Source organism: Pantoea sp. UYEF8, assembly GCF_040546285.1.
In the GTDB taxonomy this organism is placed as follows: domain Bacteria; phylum Pseudomonadota; class Gammaproteobacteria; order Enterobacterales; family Enterobacteriaceae; genus Pantoea; species Pantoea brenneri.
On record NZ_JBEPNM010000003.1, the window covers coordinates 56114 to 76466 of the forward strand.

At 56.7% G+C, this 20353-nt stretch carries 18 protein-coding genes; 12 read left to right on the top strand and 6 right to left on the bottom strand.

All coding sequences use genetic code 11. The annotated features are described in order from the left end of the window. Nucleotides 1-88 precede the first annotated feature (88 nt). Nucleotides 89-1345 (top strand): oligosaccharide flippase family protein, encoded by a 1257-nt coding sequence (locus ABIB18_RS06605; RefSeq protein ID WP_031375506.1) that lies wholly within the window; start codon nt 89-91, stop codon nt 1343-1345. Between the two features lie 8 nt (nt 1346-1353). After that, nucleotides 1354-2304, top strand: a complete 951-nt coding sequence (locus ABIB18_RS06610) for an ATP-grasp fold amidoligase family protein (RefSeq protein ID WP_031375505.1) — start codon at nt 1354-1356, stop codon at nt 2302-2304. Nucleotides 2305-2396: 92 nt separating this feature from the next. Here the strand turns inward: ABIB18_RS06610 and ABIB18_RS06615 are convergent, their stop codons facing one another. Further along, the gene (locus ABIB18_RS06615; RefSeq protein ID WP_046288557.1) at nt 2397-2678 is read right to left on the bottom strand and encodes a YjcB family protein; all 282 of its coding nucleotides are present in this window, start codon (nt 2676-2678) and stop codon (nt 2397-2399) included. A 253-nt stretch (nt 2679-2931) separates the two neighbouring features. Beyond that, nucleotides 2932-3357, bottom strand: a complete 426-nt coding sequence (soxS, locus tag ABIB18_RS06620; RefSeq protein WP_031375503.1) for a superoxide response transcriptional regulator SoxS — start codon at nt 3355-3357, stop codon at nt 2932-2934. Between the two features lie 100 nt (nt 3358-3457). Between soxS and soxR the strand changes: the two genes are divergently transcribed. From soxR to ABIB18_RS06640, 4 genes are all read left to right on the top strand, one after another. Next, nucleotides 3458-3943 carry a redox-sensitive transcriptional activator SoxR gene (gene soxR / locus ABIB18_RS06625; RefSeq protein WP_031375502.1) on the top strand — a complete coding sequence of 162 codons (486 nt, stop codon included), beginning with the start codon at nt 3458-3460 and terminating at the stop codon, nt 3941-3943. 39 nt (nt 3944-3982) lie between these two features. Next, nucleotides 3983-4648, top strand: a complete 666-nt coding sequence (locus ABIB18_RS06630; protein ID WP_031375501.1) for a glutathione S-transferase family protein — start codon at nt 3983-3985, stop codon at nt 4646-4648. A 361-nt stretch (nt 4649-5009) separates the two neighbouring features. Further along, complete coding sequence (locus ABIB18_RS06635) at nt 5010-6359, top strand: NCS2 family permease (RefSeq protein WP_354473863.1); 1350 nt, start codon at nt 5010-5012, stop codon at nt 6357-6359. Nucleotides 6360-6506: 147 nt separating this feature from the next. Next, nucleotides 6507-8156: a Na+/H+ antiporter gene (locus ABIB18_RS06640; RefSeq protein ID WP_089561281.1), complete on the top strand. Its 1650-nt coding sequence runs from the start codon at nt 6507-6509 to the stop codon at nt 8154-8156. Nucleotides 8157-8200: 44 nt separating this feature from the next. Here the strand turns inward: ABIB18_RS06640 and ABIB18_RS06645 are convergent, their stop codons facing one another. Then, complete coding sequence (locus ABIB18_RS06645; RefSeq protein WP_031375499.1) at nt 8201-9103, bottom strand: LysR family transcriptional regulator; 903 nt, start codon at nt 9101-9103, stop codon at nt 8201-8203. 103 nt (nt 9104-9206) lie between these two features. Between ABIB18_RS06645 and ABIB18_RS06650 the strand changes: the two genes are divergently transcribed. The 3 genes from ABIB18_RS06650 to ABIB18_RS06660 all read left to right on the top strand — a co-directional run bounded on the left by ABIB18_RS06650 (nt 9207) and on the right by ABIB18_RS06660 (nt 11014). After that, nucleotides 9207-9632, top strand: a complete 426-nt coding sequence (locus ABIB18_RS06650) for a CidA/LrgA family protein (RefSeq protein ID WP_031375498.1) — start codon at nt 9207-9209, stop codon at nt 9630-9632. After that, nucleotides 9625-10326 carry an LrgB family protein gene (locus ABIB18_RS06655; RefSeq protein WP_354473865.1) on the top strand — a complete coding sequence of 234 codons (702 nt, stop codon included), beginning with the start codon at nt 9625-9627 and terminating at the stop codon, nt 10324-10326. Before ABIB18_RS06650 ends, ABIB18_RS06655 begins: the two co-directional genes overlap by 8 nt. A gap of 142 nt (nt 10327-10468) precedes the next feature. Then, nucleotides 10469-11014: a YfaZ family outer membrane protein gene (locus ABIB18_RS06660; RefSeq protein WP_031375496.1), complete on the top strand. Its 546-nt coding sequence runs from the start codon at nt 10469-10471 to the stop codon at nt 11012-11014. Between the two features lie 73 nt (nt 11015-11087). Here ABIB18_RS06660 and actP read toward each other — a convergent pair whose 3' ends face one another. The 3 genes from actP to acs all read right to left on the bottom strand — a co-directional run bounded on the left by actP (nt 11088) and on the right by acs (nt 15165). Further along, nucleotides 11088-12743 carry a cation/acetate symporter ActP gene (gene actP, locus ABIB18_RS06665; protein WP_316554509.1) on the bottom strand — a complete coding sequence of 552 codons (1656 nt, stop codon included), beginning with the start codon at nt 12741-12743 and terminating at the stop codon, nt 11088-11090. Next, nucleotides 12740-13069, bottom strand: a complete 330-nt coding sequence (locus ABIB18_RS06670) for a DUF485 domain-containing protein (protein WP_069729448.1) — start codon at nt 13067-13069, stop codon at nt 12740-12742. The genes actP and ABIB18_RS06670 overlap by 4 nt, the downstream gene beginning before the upstream one ends. Before the next feature lie 140 nt (nt 13070-13209). Further along, nucleotides 13210-15165: an acetate--CoA ligase gene (gene acs, locus ABIB18_RS06675; RefSeq protein WP_031375493.1), complete on the bottom strand. Its 1956-nt coding sequence runs from the start codon at nt 15163-15165 to the stop codon at nt 13210-13212. A 585-nt stretch (nt 15166-15750) separates the two neighbouring features. Here acs and gltP point away from each other — a divergent pair. The 3 genes from gltP to murP all read left to right on the top strand — a co-directional run bounded on the left by gltP (nt 15751) and on the right by murP (nt 20267). Beyond that, nucleotides 15751-17052 carry a glutamate/aspartate:proton symporter GltP gene (gene gltP, locus ABIB18_RS06680; RefSeq protein ID WP_031375492.1) on the top strand — a complete coding sequence of 434 codons (1302 nt, stop codon included), beginning with the start codon at nt 15751-15753 and terminating at the stop codon, nt 17050-17052. Nucleotides 17053-17925: 873 nt separating this feature from the next. Then, entirely contained in the window at nt 17926-18837 is a 912-nt protein-coding gene (murQ, locus tag ABIB18_RS06685) for an N-acetylmuramic acid 6-phosphate etherase (RefSeq protein ID WP_031375491.1), read from the top strand. After that, nucleotides 18837-20267 carry a PTS N-acetylmuramic acid transporter subunit IIBC gene (gene murP, locus ABIB18_RS06690; RefSeq protein WP_031375490.1) on the top strand — a complete coding sequence of 477 codons (1431 nt, stop codon included), beginning with the start codon at nt 18837-18839 and terminating at the stop codon, nt 20265-20267. Before murQ ends, murP begins: the two co-directional genes overlap by 1 nt. Nucleotides 20268-20353 lie beyond the last annotated feature (86 nt).

The window sequence follows — 20353 nt, forward strand, 5'->3', positions numbered from 1 at the left end:
TTTCGCCAGGCCCACTGAGCGCTTATTAATTCGTTACAGGGATGTTGTACCGAAGCGGTTGTAGTTGAGTAATACTAAGGAAGAGTCGATGAAATTGAGCGTAATGTCTAATGCCGCCTGGATGATGTCTGAGAAGATCATCTCCGTGTTTGGCGTCATATTTGTGACTTCTTACGTGGCGAAATCCTTTGGCCCAACGGTGTTTGGCCAGATGGCGTTTTCAACCTCACTATTTGCGATGGTGCAAACCGTTGCAATCTTTGGCACCGAAACCATTCTGTTTAAGCGTGTCAGTAAAAATGCGTCGAAAGGCTTACGCCTGATGACCATCGCGCGTACCTTGCGCATGGTGCTTTTACTGCTCACCTCGGTGCCAGTCTTAATCTGGGTCTGGTACAACATGCAGGAAAATTTCCTGGCATTTGCACTGGCCTCATTTGTTGCCTCGGTTTTTGTCACCCAGGATACATTCAGCGTTTACAACAATGCGCGTCTTGCCTCGCGTCTGAATACCATCGCCAATGCGGTCGGCATGCTGCTGAGTTTCGCTATCAGCTTTACCATCGCCTGGCTGCGGCTGAATCCGCTGTGGCTGACGCTGTCGATTGTGGCGGTGACGCTGGTGCCTTACCTGATCAAGCGGCACAACTTTTATCAGGAACACCAGGATCAGATGCCGCCGCGTGAAAAGCGGACTGCCTATCTGCGTTACCTGATGTATGCCGGTCTGCCGCTGGCGATCTCCAGCATCTTTATTTCTGTCCAGGTCAAAGCGGCGCAGATGTTCCTGGCGGGTACCGCCCCGGCGCGCGACCTCGGCCTGTTTGCCGCGGCTAATACCATTTCTGCCTCGTGGATTTTTATCCCGGTGGCGCTGATTACCTCCTGCTTCACTGAAATCTTCAGAGAGCGTGGCGAGGTGGCCATCAAGCTGGCGGCCCGGCTCAATGGTTACGTTATGGGTGTTTCATTGCTGATGCTGCTGGTCATCTCGTTATTCGGCGAGCAGATCATTATCGCGTTGTATGGTCCGGAATTTACACAGTCAGGAAGTCTCATAACGTTGCTGTCGATAGCGACCAGCTTTTCGGCAATGGGGACAGTAGCTTATCGCTACATGGTTAAGGAGGGAGGGTTTAACTATCTGCTGAAGAAAATCATTTGTCTGATGGTCATCAGTTTGCCGCTCTCATGGTGGTTGATTCAGGGCCACGGCATCATGGGAGCCGCGTGGAGCGTTTTCCTTTCAGAGCTTTTGTCCCTGACCGTCATGAATTACTTCTTTAAAAACGGCGTCATTCAAAAGATTCAAGTTTCCTCACTCAACTACAAAACCTACAAATGAGGTCCGATATGCTCAAGTTGAAAGAAGAACTCAGAAGAAGTGTGCAGTACTTTATTAAGAAGATGCCCTGGGCGTACCAGGACCGCATCTACTACTTCCACAAGTTCAGAAAGCTGCCCAATCTGCGTCAGCCAAAAGTGTTCAACGAAAAGGTGTTGTACCGTAAATTTGTCTATGGCGATTACCAGAACTATGGCCGCCTGTCGGACAAATATTCGGTGCGTGAATTTATTGCCGAAAAAATCGGTAATGAATATCTGATTCCGCTGGTACACGAAACCACTGACCCGACCACGCTAAACAGCTTACCGTGCTGGAAAGGGACGGTGATTAAGCCGAACCACGCCTCCAACATGGTGGAGATTCTGCTGGAAGAGCCAGACGCGCTGCGCAAACAGCAGATTATTCACGACTGCTACCGCTGGCTGAAGACCGACTTCGCTAACGAAGCACGTGAGATCCACTATCGCTACATCAAGCCGCGCATCCTGGTGGAGAAATACATCGGTGATGGCAAAAGCGCGCCGATTGATTACAAGTTCCACATGTTCAACAAGCGTGATGGCAAGTTCGAATATGTGCTGCAGGTGATCTACAACCGCTGCCAGCCGCTGCTGTCGATGAACTTCTACGTGAATAACCTCAACGAGGCGTTTCACAAGATTCGCGATACCGGCCTGGATGTCTCGCCGATTCTGCCGTCACTGCAACATGCGCTCGATCTGAGCAAAAAGCTGGCCAGTGATTTCGATTACGTGCGGGTCGATTGGTATATCCATGAAGAACAGATCTATTTCGGTGAACTCACTTTCACGCCGGGTGCAGGCCTGGTGACCGGATTGGATCGGGGTTTAAACCAGATGATGGGAGATATGTGGATTCAGGACCGCCGCGGAACGCAGAGACCGGGCGTCACAGTGCAGGATGTTAATATCCCTGCCATGTTGAAGAAAGTTTAAGCACACACAGCAATGTAAAAAACCCCGCCTGGCGGGGTTTTTTATTGGCAAAAATCAGGCTATCGACGCGACAGTCTCAGCGTATCACTCGATCAGGGCATCGGCCATTCAGCAGGCGCCTGACTCATCACGTCGATAAAGGCGTGCTTAGAGATTTCCATGAAGTTGTGCACGTTTTCCATGCTCAGGGTAATTCCCATCAGACCGGTAACGAACCAGCAGGTCATGCCTAAACCAATCCCGCCACACATGAATGCCATCACATGATGACTATCCTGACGCAATTTGGTTTTCAGGGTGCTGGCGAAAAACATCATTACTGCGCTCAACAATTCCCAACGCATAACAAGCAGACTGGTGGTTAACGTAGCCATCGGCCGGACCTCAATATCAGTTAGTATTCCTGACAATTTGCGGACATCACCGGCGGCGGAAAAGCGTGTCAGGAAGTGCTTTAGCGCCGTCAACCCAGGTTCATAGTGTGACTTGTGTCACATTATATCACCCGATTTGAAACTTTGAACAAAATTTGACACTGGTATGGCAGGAAATTGTTGCAGATATGAACAGCGTGAAGAACAAATCAGAGAGGCGATCAGGCACGCCCGAAGACGGGCGTCCTGACAGTTAACGGACCGGGCAGCACTCGCCGGTGGTGCGCTGGGTAAAGCTGGCCATGCTGTCATTGCAGCCGAAGCTCAGCAGGCGAGGGCGCTGAATCGCCTGACGGCGCATGGTGTGACGGTAGGCGGTAGGGGTTTGCGAGAACTGGCGGCGAAACACCCGCGAGAAGGTCTGCTGCGAGTCATAGCCGTACTGCATCGCGATATCAAACACCGGGCGCTGGGTCTGAGACAGCGCTTCGGCTGCCAGCGTCAGGCGGCGTTCACGGATATAGCCGCCAAGCGTCTGTTTGGTGACGGTACGGAACATCCGCTGCAGGTGCCATTTCGAATAACCCGATTTTGCTGCCACTTCATCAATGGACAAACTTTTGTCCAGATTCTGGTCAATCCAGTGCGTCAGGGAATGAATGATCTCTTCTTGCATCATGGCCTCATCCTTCTGGTGCTTAATAAGCGGTAATGGGAGTTTAGTCGTTTTGATGGGAAGCGAGTATAATTCCTCAAGTTAACTTGAGGTAAAGAGCCAGATGAAAAAAGATCGCAACTACCCCAAACCGGTATTAACGCCGGGCGAAGTGGCGCGCCGCAGCGGCGTCGCGGTGTCAGCGCTGCACTTCTATGAAACCAAAGGGCTGATATTCAGTACCCGTAACGGCGGTAATCAGCGGCGTTACAGCCGTGATGTGCTGCGACGCGTGGCTATCATCAAAATTGCGCAACGCATCGGTATTCCGCTGGCGACCGTCAGCGACAGCCTTGAGCATATTCCGGCCAATAAGCGGATGTCGGCCCCGGAGTGGGACGCCCTGACTCAGCACTGGCGCGAAGAGCTGGATAAGCGCATCGAAACCCTGACCCGGCTGCGCAACGACCTTGATGGCTGTATCGGCTGCGGCTGTCTGTCGATGCGCGATTGTCCGCTGCGCAATCCGGGCGATCGGCTGGGTCAGCAAGGGTCAGGAGCGGTGCTGCTCGACCCGGAACAGGACGGTAACCATCCGGACGCGGAGTGACGTCTATACTGGTGGGAGGTCAACACACAGGGAATCATGATGATCACCGTTCACCATCTCGAGCAATCACGTTCACATCGGGTGCTATGGCTGCTGGAAGAGCTGGAAGTGCCGTATCAGATCAAACGTTATCAACGCGAGCCAACCATGCTGGCGCCCGAGGCGCTGAAAAAAGTGCATCCGCTGGGAAAATCACCGGTGATTACCGATGAAAACCGGGTGGTGGCGGAATCCGGGGCGATTCTCGAGTATCTGGAACAGAAATATGATCACGAATTCCGGCTGAAGCTGAGTGATGAAGAGTCGCTGTTGCAGTCGCGCTACTGGCTGCACTACGCCGAGGGTTCGCTGATGCCGCTGCTGGTGATGAAGCTGATCTTCGGACAGATGGGGAAAGCGCCGGTGCCCTGGCTGCTGCGCCCGGTTGGCGCGGCGTTTGGCAAAGGGGTGCAGAAGGCCTGGCTCGATAAACAGCTGCAACCGCATATGAAAATGATTGAGCAGCATCTGGCGGCTAATCCGTGGTTCGCGGGTCAGCGCTTCAGTATCGCCGACATTCAGATGAGCTTTCCGCTGCTGGCCCTGGCGCAACGTGTCGGGATGGAGCAGATGCCGGCCAGTCAGAAATGGCTGCAAACCGTTCAGCAGCGTGCTGCCTGGCAGCGGGCTATCGATCAGGGCGGCGAACTCTCTCTGCCAGGTTAATCCTCTCTCTGCTGGCGCACCGTTTTTTTTCGTGCGGCGCTGCCAGTTGTTCAGCGTTTAAAAATGTCTGTAACTTCAACGCCTCAGCCGATGCGGCCAGCCGCTGCCTGGCCGAAAACGGCGCTCACCACCTGATCTTTATGCTGATTAATGTCCTTCCGCCAGTTGAAAATGTGCCGGTAAACGCCGGATAATCGTTTGCCTTTTTATCTGGCGGTCCTTTGACTGCCAACTATCTGCGGCAAGGTAAACGTTTGCCTGGTGGAATTACTCCATCAGTGCAGCCGGATTACCCGCTTATTTCAGGGACAGCGACGGTCGCAGAGCGATCCACACTACAAAAAATCTTTGAGGCTCAACTATGTCAATTGAATCACGCCCGGCCAGTGGAAAACTGGACGCCTGGTTCGCGATCTCGACGCGCGGCAGCAGCGTTCGTCAGGAAATTCTGGCCGGACTGACTACCTTTCTGGCGATGGTCTATTCGGTCATTGTGGTACCGGGCATGCTCGGTAAAGCCGGTTTTCCGCCAACCGCGGTATTTGTCGCCACCTGCCTGGTAGCCAGTTTCGGCTCCATCCTGATGGGGCTGTGGGCCAATTTGCCGATGGCGATTGGCTGCGCCATTTCGCTGACCGCCTTTACCGCCTTTAGCCTGGTGCTGGGCCAGCACATCAGCGTACCGGTCGCGCTCGGTGCGGTATTCCTGATGGGGTTGCTGTTTACCCTGATCTCGGTGACCGGCATTCGGGCGTGGATCCTGCGCAACCTGCCAATGGGCGTGGCGCATGGCACCGGCGTCGGAATTGGATTGTTCCTGCTGCTGATCGCGGCGGATGGCGTCGGTCTGGTGGTAAAAAACCCGGCACCGGGTTTGCCGGTTGCGCTGGGTCAGTTTGCTACTTTCCCGGTGATCATGACGCTGCTGGGACTGGCGGCGATTTTTGGCCTGGAAAAACGGCGGGTACCGGGCGGCATTCTGATGACGATTATCGCCATTTCGCTGCTCGGGCTGATCTTCGATCCGGCGGTGAGCTACAAAGGATTGTTTGCTCTGCCGAGCCTGCGTGACGCCAGCGGTCAGTCGCTGGTGTTCAGCCTCGACATCATGGGCGCGTTGCAGCCGGTGGTGCTGCCGAGCGTGCTGGCACTGGTAATGACCGCAGTATTTGACGCCACCGGCACCATTCGCGCGGTGGCGGGGCAGGCCAATCTGCTGGATAAGCAGGGCCAGATTATCAATGGCGGTCGCGCCCTGACGACCGATTCGGTCAGCAGCCTGTTTGCGGGCCTGGTCGGCGCGTCACCTGCGGCGGTGTATATCGAGTCAGCGGCCGGTACTGCGGCGGGCGGCAAAACCGGCCTGACCGCCATCGTGGTCGGCCTGCTGTTTATGGTGATCCTGTTTATGTCACCGCTGGCCTGGCTGGTACCGGCTTACGCTACCGCACCCGCGCTGATGTATGTCGGTCTGCTGATGCTGAGTAACGTGGCGAAAATCGACTTTAATGACTTCGTCGATGCGATGTCCGGCCTGTTGACCGCGGTGATTATCGTGCTGACCTGCAACATCGTCACCGGCATCATGATCGGCTTTGCCTCGCTGGTGGTCGGCCGCGTTTTTGCGGGTGAATGGCGCAAGCTGAACCTCGGGACGGTGCTGATCGCCGTAGCGCTGGTGGCGTTTTACGCCGGCGGCTGGGCGATCTGACTGATCAACCGGGCGCGCAGCGGTGCGTCCGGAATTTTTCACTTTTTTCCCGCCAGCCGCACGCGTAGCTGACCCTTCAGGCTTCGGTTTGTTTTACACTTTAGCGCTCAACAATGATTGAAAGATAACGACGCGCCTAAGGAAAGCATGGAAATCTTTTTTACTATTCTCATCATGACGCTGGTGGTGTCGCTCTCTGGCGTCGCTGCCCGTATTTTGCCCTTTCAGATCCCGCTGCCGCTGGTGCAGATCGCCGCTGGCGCACTGCTGGCCTGGCCCACTTTTGGTCTGCATGTAGATTTTGACCCGGAACTGTTTCTGGTGCTGTTTATCCCGCCGCTGCTGTTTGCTGACGGCTGGAAAACGCCAATCAGCGAGTTCCTGCATCATGGTCGCGAGATTATTGGCTTAGCGCTGGCGCTGGTATTGATTACCGTGGTCGGCATTGGCTATCTGATCTACTGGATGGTGCCCGGCATTCCGCTGATCCCGGCCTTTGCGCTGGCGGCGGTGCTGTCTCCGACCGATGCCGTGGCGCTCTCCGGGATTGTCGGCGAAGGGCGTATCCCGAAGAAAATCATGTCGATTGTGCAGGGCGAAGCCCTGATGAACGACGCGTCAGGTCTGGTGTCGCTGAAATTCGCCGTCGCCGTCGCGATGGGCACCATGGTATTTACCTGGGGCGGTGCCAGCGTCGAATTCCTGAAAGTGGCGATTGGTGGTCTGATCGCCGGTGTGGCGGTCTGCTGGCTGTACGGTAAATCGCTGCGCATACTCAGCCGCTGGAGCGGTGACGATCCGGCCACCCAGACCGTGCTGCTGCTGCTGCTGCCGTTCGCCTCTTACCTGATTGCGGAACACCTCGGCGTATCGGGTATCCTCGCGGCCGTCGCGGCGGGGATGACCATCACCCGCTCCGGCATTATCCGTCAGGCACCGCTGGCGATGCGTTTGCGCGCCAATAGCGTCTGGCAGATGCTGGAGTTCGTGTTCAACGGCATGGTGTTCCTGATGCTGGGCCTGCAGCTGCCGGACATTCTGCAAACCTCGGTGGATCAGGCTAATGCCGATCCAAACGTTGAGCTGTGGATGCTGTTTGCCGATATCGGGCTGGTCTATCTGGCGCTGATGCTGGTGCGTTTTGGCTGGCTGTTTATCATGCAGCGCTTCAGCAAACGCCTGCTGAAGAAGAAGCCGCTGGAGTTCTCCAACTACTCGCTGCGTGAACTGCTGATCGCTTCCTTTGCCGGCGTCCGCGGGGCGATTACCCTCGCTGGTGTGCTGTCGATTCCGCTGTTCCTCAGCAACGGTGATCCGTTCCCGGCGCGTTATGAGCTGGTGTTTATCGCCACCGGAGTGATCCTGTTCTCGCTGCTGGTCGGAGTGGTGATCCTGCCGATTCTGCTGCGCGGTATTGATACCATTGATAAAGGTGCGCATCGTCGTGAGCTGCAAAATGCCCGCGCAGTAATGGCCAGCGTGGCGATTGAGAGCCTGCATAAGATGGAAGCGCGACTGGAAAAAGAGTCGGACCAGAACATCGATCCCGAACTGCTGAAAGAGGTGAGTCTGCGGGTGATCGGCAACTTACGCCGCCGCGCTGAAGGGAAAAATGACCTTGAGCACGCGCTGTTCGCTGAGAACCTGGAGCGCCGCTTCCGCCTGACCGGCCTGCGTGCCGAACGGGCCGAGGTCTACCATCTGCGCGCGACTCAGCAGATCTCCAATGAGACGATGCAGAAACTGCTGCACGATCTCGACCTGCTTGAAGCATTACTGATCGAAAAAGAAGAGTAAGCCTCTGCCGGCACGCTGCACCGCCAGTGCAGCGTGCCGCCGGTTCAGACCGACAGGCGCGGTGCCTGGTCTGGCCAGTGTTCGCGGCAGCAGGCGATCCACGCCTGAGCGCTGCGCGACAGATAGTTACCTTCACGCCAGATCAAACCCAGACTCCACTTCAGCTCCGATTCCAGCGGTAGCCACAGCAACGACTGTTTATCCAGCCGCTGGCAGATTGGCTCCGGCAGAATCGCCAGCCCCATTTCCGCCTGCACCATCGCCGCCAGAAAATCCCACTGGCCGCTGCGTACCGCTACCGTTGGCGTCAGGTTCTGTCGCTGGAACGCCTGCATCAACTGCCGGTTCAGTGAAAACTCCTCATTAAAAATCAGTAGCGGATGCTGCGCCAGTTCGGCCAGCCCAATCTGGCTGCGACTCAGCCACTCCGGCCGGCGCGGCAGCAGCACGCACAGCGGGTGATGCATCAGCGGCAGGGTATTCAGCGGCAGCTCCGCATCAACCGGCAGCGCCGTCAGAGCAATATCAAGGCTGCCGGCCAGCACCGCCTGCTGCACGGTCAGGCCGCCGAACTCAGAAATTTTCAGCTTCACGCCAGGATAACGACGGCGAAAGGCGGAGATCGATCCGGCAATCTGCATACCGACCATCGGCGGAATGCCGAGCCGCAGTTCTCCGGTCTTCAGCTGGTTAATATCGCCGATCTCCGCTTCAAGCTGATGGAATTCCTGCAAAATCGCCACGCCACGCTGATAGACCGCCTGGCCGCTGTCGGTCAGGTGCAGGCGACGGCCATCACGCAGGATCAGGGTACAGCCCAGCTCTTCCTCCAGCTGGCGTAACATCTTGCTGATGGTCGGCTGGGTGACGAACAGTTTTTGCGCCGCGCGGGTGAAACTCTGCTGGCGTACCACTTCGGTAAAGTAACGCAGGGCACGAACGTCCATAACTATTCCTTTTCGGCATGATTCTAATAATATTAATTCATTTTTTTCACCTTCTGTCGGCGATTTATACTGTCCTCCTGAATTTAATCGGGGAGAAAAGGCGATGGCATTCGCAATCAGTTCACGCAGACCCAGCCGGCTGCAATGGCTCAGCCTGCCGCTCCAGCTGGGGTTATATATCGGCGTCTTTGTCGCCTGCGAGCAACTGGTCAACTGGCTGCACCTGCCGCTGCCCGCCAATATTGTCGGCATGGTGCTGATGCTGGTGCTCATCGTCACCCGGATAGTGCCGCTGAGCTGGGTTAAAGCGGGCTCCCGCTGGTTACTGGCCGAGATGCTGCTGTTCTTTATTCCGGCGGTGGTGGCGGTGGTGAACTACGGCGACCTGCTGCGGGTGGACGGCTGGCGCATCTGCGTGGTGATTGGCGTCAGTACAATGCTGGTGCTGGCCTCAACGGCGCTGGTGGTTGATCGACTCTACCGCTATGAAATCGCGCGTGCTGCGCGTAAGCAGGCCGGCGATGCGTGATCTGATAATCAGCCTGTTGTGCGTGGTGGTGACGCTGCTGGTCTACGCACTGAATAAACGGCTTTATCGCCGCTGGCGCACGCTGCTACTGATGCCGCTGGTCATGACGCCGGTGGTGCTGGTGGTGCTGCTGCTGCTGACTCACATCAGCTGGCAGGACTACATTGCCGAAAATCACTGGTTACTCTGGCTGCTGGGTCCGGCGACGCTGGCGTTTGCGGTACCGGTGTATGAGAACATGGCAATCATTAAACGCCACTGGCTGTCGCTCAGCGCCGGGGTGCTCACCGCCACGGTGGTCGCGGTGTGCAGCTCAGTATGGCTGGCGCGTCTGTTAACGCTGCCGGAGTCGATTCAGCGCAGCCTGGCGGTGCGCTCCATTACCACGCCGTTTGCGCTGGCGGCGGCCGGGCCGATTGGTGGCCAGCCAGATCTGGTGGCGCTGTTCGTGGTGATCACCGGCGTGTTTGGCATGGCGGTCGGCGATGTGCTGTTTCTGCGGATCGCGATTAAGCAGGGCGTGGCAAAAGGGGCAGGATTAGGTGCCGCCTCGCACGGTGCCGGTACGGCACGCGCGTATCAGATGGGCCCACAGGAGGGTGTGGTGGCCAGCCTGGTGATGATGCTGTCCGGCGTTGTTACCGTGGTACTGGCCCCGCTGATTGGCCACCTGATGTGGGCGATACCGGCGTAACCGGCGCGTCGTGCTGCCAGCCGTGGCGCGACACCGGACCGGTGACACGTATTTTTACGTAAAGCTTGCTAAATAATGTTGTCTCCGCGTTTCAGACTGTTAACCTTGCGGCCGAATTAATTGTCCTTCACGGAGTGGAATCATGTTTAAGCAACTTGTTACCGGGAGCGCACTTGGCCTCGTTTTACTGAGCGGTGCCGCTCAGGCAATCGAAGGCAGTGTTGACGTCAGCGAGCACAACACCAACCTGAATGTGGGTCTCGGCACCACAACCCCTGGCCTGTTTCTGAAAGGCAACTGGCTGCGCAGCGACCATGACGGCAGCACCTACGGTGCCGGTCTGGGTTACAACGTTGACTTCGGACCTCTGCGTCTGGCGCCGACCGCAAAAGCGATCTTCACCCATCCTGAAGATGGAAAAGATGGATTTGCGGTGGCGCTGGGTGGCGCAGCGCAATACAACTTCAACAGCATGTGGGGTCTGTATGGCGAATATTATTACGCGCCAGAATCCTTCACCGATCAGCTCGACAGCTACCAGGAAGCGGGCGGTGGCCTGAGCTTCACCCCGATTTCACTGCTTAACCTGCGCGTCGGTTATCAGTACATCGAGCTGAACAACAAAGATGGCCGTAAAGATAACGTGCTGGTCGACGGTCCATACGTCGGCGCATCGCTGCGTTTCTGATTCTGCCGATCCTGAAAAAAGGGCGGTACCCTGTGGGGTGCCGCCCTTTTTTTATCTCGCGCTTAGCTGAAAACTAATGCGCTCTGCCCTGGTCGATGCCGGAGCCGGTCTGCGAACGGATAAACTGCATCCGGAAGCGTGAACGCTCCTCCGCGCCCTGCTGCGAATGATCGGTAACCGAGAACAGCCAGGTGCCGATAAACGCAATCGCCATGGAGAACAGCGCCGGATACTCATACGGATAGATTGGCTTAGCATGACCCAGCACCTGTACCCAGACCGTCGGGCCGAGAATCATCAGCACCACGGCGGTAATCAGCCCCAGCCAGCCACCGACCATCGCGCCGCGCGTGGTCAGCTTTGACCAGTACATCGACAGCAGAATGATCGGGAAGTTACAGCTGGCGGCAATCGAGAAGGCCAGTCCGACCATGAATGCGATGTTCTGCTTCTCAAACAGAATGCCCAGCGCAATCGCCACCACACCTAATACCAGCACGGTGATTTTAGAGACCCGCAGCTCATCACGTTCGCTTGCCTGACCTTTACGGTAGACGCTGGCGTAGAGGTCATGCGAGACCGCCGAGGCACCGGCCAGCGTTAAGCCCGCTACCACCGCCAGAATGGTGGCAAAGGCCACCGCCGAAATAAAGCCGAGGAAGGTACTGCCACCCACCGCGTTAGCCAGATGTACCGCTGCCATATTGGTGCCGCCAATCAGCGCGCCGCTGGCATCTTTAAAGGCCGGATTCGCGCCAACCAGCAAGATCGCACCGAAGCCGATAATAAAGGTCAGGAAGTAGAAGTAGCCCATAAAGCCGGTGGCCCAGAACACGCTTTTACGCGCCTCTTTGGCATCGGCCACGGTAAAGAAGCGCATCAGAATATGCGGCAGACCAGCGGTACCAAACATCAATCCCAGCCCGAGTGACAGCGCCGAAATCGGATCTTTTACCAGCCCGCCCGGTTGCATAATCGCGATCCCTTTCGGGTGGACCGCCATCGCTTCGGTAAACAGCGTGTTGAAGCTAAAGCCGGTGGTCTTCATGACCATCACCGCCATAAAGGTGGCACCAAACAGCAGCAGCACCGCCTTGATAATCTGTACCCAGGTGGTGGCGAGCATGCCGCCAAACAGCACATACATCACCATCAGAATGCCGACCAGTATCACTGCCACGTGATAGTTGAGGCCAAACAGCAGCTGAATCAGTTTACCGGCACCGACCATCTGGGCAATCAGATAGAGCGCCACCACCACCAGCGAGCCGCAGGCGGAGAGGGTACGGATCGGTTTCTGCTTCAGGCGATACGAGGCGACGTCGGCGAAGGTGTAGCGGCCCAGATTACGCAGCCGTTCGGCGATCAGGAACAGAATCATCGGCCAGCCGACTAAAAAGCCGAGCGAGTAGATCAGCCCGTCATAACCGGAGGTGTAAACCAGCGCCGAGATGCCAAGGAACGAGGCGGCAGACATAAAGTCGCCCGCCATCGCCAGCCCATTCTGGAAGCCGGTAATATTGCCGCCAGCGGTGTAGTAGTCGCTGCGCGAACGGGTGCGCTTAGACGCCCAGTAGGTAATGCCCAGCGTGGCCCCGACGAAAATTACAAACATGACGATCGCCTGATAGTTAACCGCCTGACGCTGCACTGCGCCGGTAATCGCATCGGCGGCCAGCGCCGAAAACGGCAGCAGCGCCGCCAGCATCCATAAGCAGAGACGCATCATGATTTCACCTCGCTCAGGATCGCTTTGGTCAGCCGGTCAAACTCGCCGTTGGCACGCCAGACGTAAATGCCGGTCAGCACAAACGACATCACGATCAGTCCGACACCGATGGGAATACCGCGAGTGACGTTGGTTCCCGGATGCAGCGGTGTGCCGAGCCAGCCTGGCGCAAAGGCGATCAGCAGGATAAAACCGACATACAGCACCAGCATAATCAGCGACAGCAGCGTGGCGAACGCCTGGCGCTTACGGACTAATTCATGAAAGCGGGGATTACGTTCAATCTGTTGGTAGATTGCATCCTGTTTCGAAAGGGCGTCATTCATCACATTTTCTCCAGAGGTCTTGCAGGCGTAAACCTCACGCCAGGGCGCGGGTTCGGCTGGTAATTTTATTTGTGACTACAGAAACACACTGCGTAGGGCGGGCATGGCGGGAAATGATCTTCCCGCCGGATAAGGTGCGCTTAAGGCATTTTGATCGACTGTTTCTCCTCAAGCAGTTTTTCCACTACGCCAGGATCGGCGAGGGTGGAGGTATCGCCGAGATTGCTGGTATCGCCGGTGGCGATTTTGCGCAGAATACGACGCATGATCTTGCCGGAGCGGGTTTTCGGCAGCGAGTCGGTCCAGTGCAGCACATCCGGGGTGGCAATCGGGCCGATCTCTTTACGTACCCAGTTACGCACTTCGGTATAGAGTTCGGGCGACGGCTCCTCACCGTGGTTCAGGGTGATGTAAGCATAAATCGCCTGGCCCTTGATGCTGTGCGGAATGCCGACCACTGCGGCTTCAGCAATTTTCGGATGTGACACCAGCGCCGACTCAATCTCGGCGGTGCCAAGACGGTGGCCGGAGACGTTGAGCACGTCATCCACACGGCCGGTGATCCAGTAATAGCCATCCTCATCACGACGCGCACCGTCGCCGCTGAAGTAGACATTTTTAAAGGTAGAGAAGTAGGTCTGCTCAAAGCGATCGTGGTCGCCATACAGCGTACGGGCCTGACCCGGCCAGGATTCGGTGATCACCAGATTGCCTTCACAGGCGCCTTGCTGCGGCTGGCCTTCATTATCCACCAGCGCCGGTTGTACCCCGAAGAACGGTTTAGTGGCCGATCCCGCTTTGAGTTCGGTCGCACCCGGCAGCGGGGTGATCATGAAGCCGCCGGTTTCAGTCTGCCACCAGGTATCGACGATTGGGCAGCGGCTGTTGCCGATTTTCTTGTAGTACCACTCCCAGGCTTCCGGGTTAATCGGTTCACCGACTGACCCCATGATGCGCAGGCTGCTACGGTCGGTTCCCTGGATCGCTTTATCACCTTCAGCCATCAGGGCGCGGATCGCGGTAGGGGCGGTATAGAGCAGCGTCACCTTATGTTTATCCACCACTTCCGCCATGCGGCTCGGCGTTGGCCAGTTCGGCACCCCTTCAAACATCAGGGTAGTCGCGCCACAGGCCAGCGGACCGTATAGCAGGTAGCTGTGGCCGGTGATCCAGCCGACGTCGGCGGTACACCAGTAGACGTCGTCCTGATGGTAATCGAAGACAAATTTAAAAGTGGTCGCCGCGTAGACCAGATAACCGCCGGTGGTGTGCAACACCCCTTTCGGCTTACCGGTCGAGCCGGAGGTATAAAGGATAAAGAGCGGATCTTCCGCTCCGACTTCGGCCGGAGAATGGTTGGTGCTGGCATTCAGCATCAGCTCATGCCACCAGCGGTCGCGACCTTCGATCCAGCCGATATCGTTGCCGGTACGCTGGAACACCACCACGTTTTTCACGCTGGTGACGTTAGGATTTTTTAACGCATCATCGACATTTTTCTTCAGCGGGATGCTGCGTCCGGCACGGACACCTTCATCGGCGGTAATCACCAGCGAAGCGCTGGAATCGACGATCCTGCCGGCCACGGCTTCCGGCGAAAAACCACCAAAAATTACCGAATGGACGGCACCGATACGCGCACAGGCCAGCATCGCCACGGCGGCTTCCGGCACCATCGGCATATAGATCGCCACCACATCGCCTTTCTTCACCTTGAGCAATTCCAGCACGTTGGCGAAGCGACAGACTTCAGCATGCAGCTGGCGGAAGGTCAGGGTTTTGCTCTCACTGGCGTCGTCGCCTTCCCAGATAATCGCCGGGTGGTCGCCGCGGGTCTGCAAATGCCGGTCAAGGCAGTTTGCCGCCAGATTGAGCGTGCCATCTTCGTACCAGCGAATGTCAATGTTGCCCGGCGCAAACGAGCAGTTTTTCACTTTGCTGTAGGGCTTGATCCAGTCGAGGATTTTGCCCTGTTCGCCCCAGAACGTATCCGGATCAGCGACAGATTGCTGATACATCGTCTGATACTGTTCAGCGGTGATCAGCGTGTTTGCTGCAATATTCTCTGGAACGGGATGTTTATGTATTTGGCTCATGGCGGATCTCCTTGAAGTTGTTAATGATATGTCAATCAATGGTTAATTGAAGCCCGCGCTGAGGCTTTGTTTCTTTTTTGCGCCGTAGATCACGCCCTCAACACCGCGCGCGATAAAGGGCTGATGAAGCGGCAATTGGTGATAAGTCCCTGCTGGCAATAAGGAATAAAGGTGTAACTTTTTGTGTTCAGGCGTGTTTAAAAAGCGAGCAAACGCGTCGGGTGAGTTTTTGCGCAATTCTGCATAGCTATGCGTTAATTCATCGAACTAATACTTTTCATAACAGCAGGTTAGGGATTTACGGCTGGCGCAGCATTTTATGCTACTTAGATGGTGAACTTTTAAACGAAGACGCCAAGGGTTGCATTTACCACAGCGAAAATGGTACTTATCTCGCCCCTGTTCTGCAGGTATCAACTCAGACCGCGTCTGAAAATGGGTATGGGAATCATCAGATTTTCGTGCGAGGCGCTGTCTCCAAACACCCTCTAATTTACCGGGCTTTTTGCTCACTTCCCTGTGTGTATTGTCTTCTGCACCTTCGCAGTAGAGAGAAACGGGTTTTGACTGAGGAAATTACGCGTTATGAAAGGTTTTAAAATCAGCCTGGCCTGGCAGATTCTGATAGCCCTGGTGCTTGGCATCGTTGTGGGTGCCGTGCTGCATAATCAGCCAGACAATCGTGAATGGTTAGTCACCAATATTCTCAGCCCGGCGGGCGACATCTTTATCCACCTGATTAAGATGATTGTGGTACCGATCGTGATCTCATCACTGATCGTCGGGATTGCCGGCGTCGGCGATGCCAAAAAGTTGGGACGCATCGGCGTCAAAACGATTCTCTACTTTGAAGTGATCACCACCCTTGCCATTGTGGTCGGGATTACCCTGGCCAACGTATTTCAACCCGGCACCGGCATCGATATGTCAACGCTGGCAACGGTGGACATCTCTAAATATGAAGCCACCACGGCGGAAGTGCAGGGCGGTCCGCACAGCCTGGTCGCCACCATTCTGTCGCTGATCCCGCAGAACATTTTCGCCTCGATGGTGAAAGGTGACATGCTGCCGATTATCTTCTTCTCGGTGCTGTTTGGCTTAGGCCTGTCATCTCTGCCGTCAGAACAGCGCGATCCGTTGGTGAATCTGTTCCGTGGCATCTCTGAAACCATGTTCAAAGTGACGCACATGATCATGCGCTATGCGCCGGTCGGTGTGTTCGCCCTGATTGCCGTCACCATCGCTAACTTCGGCTTCGCCTCGCTGTGGCCGCTGGCTAAGCTGGTGCTGCTGGTCTATGCGGCGATTCTGTTCTTCGCCTTTGTGGTGCTGGGTGGCGTTGCGCGCTTCTGTAAGCTGCGTATCACCACGCTGATGCGTATCCTCAAAGATGAGCTGATTCTCTCTTACTCCACCTCCAGCTCAGAGACGGTATTGCCACGCATCATGCAGAAGATGGAAGCCTACGGCGCGCCGAAAGCAATCACCAGCTTCGTGGTGCCGACCGGTTATTCGTTTAACCTTGATGGCTCAACCCTGTATCAGAGTATCGCCGCCATCTTTATCGCCCAGCTGTATGGCATCGATCTGTCGCTGAGCGACGAGATTATCCTGGTGCTGACGCTGATGGTGACCTCGAAAGGCATTGCTGGCGTGCCAGGCGTCTCCTTCGTGGTGCTGCTGGCGACGCTGGGCAGCGTCGGTATTCCGCTGGAAGGGCTGGCATTCATCGCCGGAGTTGACCGTATAATGGACATGGCGCGTACTGCCCTGAACGTCATTGGTAACGCTCTGGCGGTGCTGGTCATCGCCCGCTGGGAAAACCAGTTCGACGCCGAACAGGCGAAAGAGTATGAACTGCAACTGCGCACTCAGACCGCCAGTTAATCGCACTGCTTAATAAAAAAGGCTCAACGAAAGTTGGGCCTTTTTTGTTTCCGGCAAATGACTGTGACCGGTTCAACCGCACACCTTACCTGACACCTGACACCTGACCTTGTCTCTTTTCAAAAGCGACACAAAAGTCCGCGGGAAGAGCAGGTTCACCCGAAGAGTAAAGCGTCCCACGCCAGGGAAGGCGTGGGCCGAGCGTCAGGGATGACGAATGCGTCTTTACGATCGGGTGAATCTTCTCTGCCCCTGCACCCGGCGTGAAGCACGCGCGCTTCTGGCACGATCGGCTGAATCTTTTCTGCCCCTGCATCCGGCGTGAAGCACGCGCGTCCTGGCACGATCGGGTGAATCTTTTCTGCCCCGGCACCCGGCATGAAGCACGCGCGTCCTGGCACGATCGGCTGAATCTTCTCTGCCCCTGCACCTTGCATGAAGCACACGCGTCCTGACACGATCGGCTGAATCTTCTCTTCCCCTGCACCCGGCGTGAAGCACGCGCGTCCTGGCACGATCGGCTGAATCTTCACTGCCCCTGCACCCGGCATGAAGCAAGCGCGTTCCTGGCACGCTCGGGTGAATCTTCTCTGCCCCTGCACCCGGCGTGAAGCAAGCGCGTTCCTGGCACGATCGGCTGAATCTTCTCTTCCCCTGCATCCGGCGTGAAGCACGCGCGCTTCTGGCTCACACCTTCAGGGTCAGATGCATCACTAAATCCCATCACCCAACCTGAAGCGAACACCCGCCAGCCAGAATCCCCGCTTTATTTGATCCCTCTTCGCATCCATGCAAAAAAGATCTCACCGATGAATTAATCATTCGTTATGATGAGTCATATATTGAATAATTTATTCCTATGCGGAGCCTGTTATGAAAATTGACCTCAGCCAGATGATCACCGAAGGCCGTAATCCTGCCAGTCAGAACATCGACGAGCTATCGACCGAAGCGATGTTGCGCGTCATTAATGACGAGGATAAGAAGGTGGCGCTGGCGGTTGAAGCGATTGTCCCGCAGATAGCCGAAGCGGTTGATGCTATCAGCGCTGCGTTTCAGGCCGGTGGACGCCTGATCTATTGCGGTGCAGGAACGTCCGGGCGACTGGGTATTCTGGATGCCAGCGAGTGTCCGCCCACCTTTGGTACGCCGCGGGAACAGGTGGTAGGACTGATCGCCGGTGGCCATCGGGCGATTCTACAGGCGGTGGAAAATGCCGAAGATAACCGGGCACAGGGCGCGCAGGATCTGCGGGATATCAACTTCAGCCGCGAGGATGTGCTGGTCGGCATCGCAGCCAGCGGCCGCACGCCTTACGTCCTTGGCGCGCTGGAGTATGCCGGTCAGCTCGGTGCTACCACCGTCGCCCTGACCTGTAACCCCGGCAGTCCGATGTCTCAGGCCGCAGCGATTGCCCTGACGCCGGTCGTGGGGCCAGAAGTGGTCACCGGCTCGTCACGCATGAAAGCGGGTACCGCCCAGAAGCTGGTGCTTAACATGCTGACCACCGGGGCGATGATCCGCAGCGGTAAAGTCTACGGCAACCTGATGGTGGATGTTGAAGCGACCAATCAGAAGCTGGTCCAGCGCCAGGTGAACATCGTCAGGCAGGCTACCGATTGCGATGACGCCACCGCCAGTGCCGCACTGAGCGCCTGCGGCGGCCACTGCAAAACGGCCATCCTGATGGTGCTGGCCGGACTGACCGCTGATGAAGCGCAGACGCTACTCGCACAACATCAGGGCTTTATTCGTCAGGCGCTGCAGGCAGCGGGAGCACGCTGATGGCGAAAATTACCGACGCACTATTACGCGACATTCTGCAGGCGGTCGGCGGGGGGCAAAATATCGCCAACTGCGGCAACTGCATGACGCGGCTGCGGCTGACGCTCAATCAGCCCGAACGGGTTGATCTCACCCGGCTGAAAAGCCTGCCGGGCGTGCTGGGAGTGATCGACAGTGATGCCCAGTTGCAGATTGTGCTCGGCCCCGGCAAAGCGCAGACCGCAGCAGAGGGGATGCAGACCTTACTGGCACAGGGTGAAGCACCGGCGCTCAGCGAGCTGGCCGCGCAGCACAAGCAACAGATGAAGGCAAAACAGACCAGCGGCCTGCATCAGTTTCTGTCGCGCTTCGCCACTATATTTACCCCACTCATTCCCGGCTTTATCGGCGCGGGCTTACTGCTGGGATTTGCCACTCTGCTTGAACAGAGCCTGCACCTGAATGCGCCGGGCGAGCACGCGCCCTGGCTGCTGCACAGCGTGGCGTACATGAAGGTGTTCGGCAAAGGACTGTTCACCTTCCTCAGCATCCTGATCGGCTATAACGCCCAGAAAGCCTTTGGCGGCAGCGGGGTGAATGGCGCGATCATCGCCTCACTGTTTGTTCTCGGCTACGTCCCGACCGCCACGGTCGGCTACTACAGCGGGATGGAAAGCTTCTTCGGCCTGACTATCGACCCGCGCGGCAATATTATCGGCGTGCTGCTGGCGGCCATTATCGGGGCGTGGATTGAAAAGCAGATCCGCAAAATCATCCCGGATAATCTGGATATGATCCTCACCTCGATGTTTACCCTGCTGATCACCGGTGCGATTACTTACCTGCTGATCATGCCGCTGGGTGGCGAACTGTTTAAAGGCATGTCCTGGTTATTCATCCACCTGAATAACAACCCCTTTGGCTGCGCGCTGCTGGCCGGACTGTTCCTGATCGCGGTGATGTTTGGCATTCATCAGGGCTTTATTCCGGTCTACTTCGCGCTGATGGAAACCCAGGGCTTCAACTCACTGTTTCCGATTCTGGCGATGGCCGGTGCAGGCCAGGTTGGCGCTTCGCTGGCGCTGTGGTGTAAGGCAGAAAAAGGGGCGCTGCTGCGGGCGCAAATCAAAGGTGCGATTGTGCCGGGGCTGCTCGGGGTGGGCGAACCGCTGATTTACGGCGTCACGCTGCCGCGACTCAAGCCGTTTATCACCGCCTGTGGCGGCGGGGCGCTGGGCGGTTTCTTTATCGGCCTGGTGGCGTGGCTGGGCTTACCGATCGGCATGAATACCGTGTTTGGCCCGTCGGGACTGGTGACGCTGCCGCTAATGACCTCCAGCCAGGGCATTTTTGCTGGCATGGCGGTCTATCTGGCCGGACTGATGGTGGCCTGGGTCGGCGGCTTTTTCCTCACCTGGTGGTTTGGCACCCGCAATGTCGATCTCAGCTGACGCCAGCGTAATGCAGCCATTCTCCAGTGGCGCTAACGAATGACATGACGGAAAAATGTGAAAGCCGCTGCAAAGCGGCTTTTTTA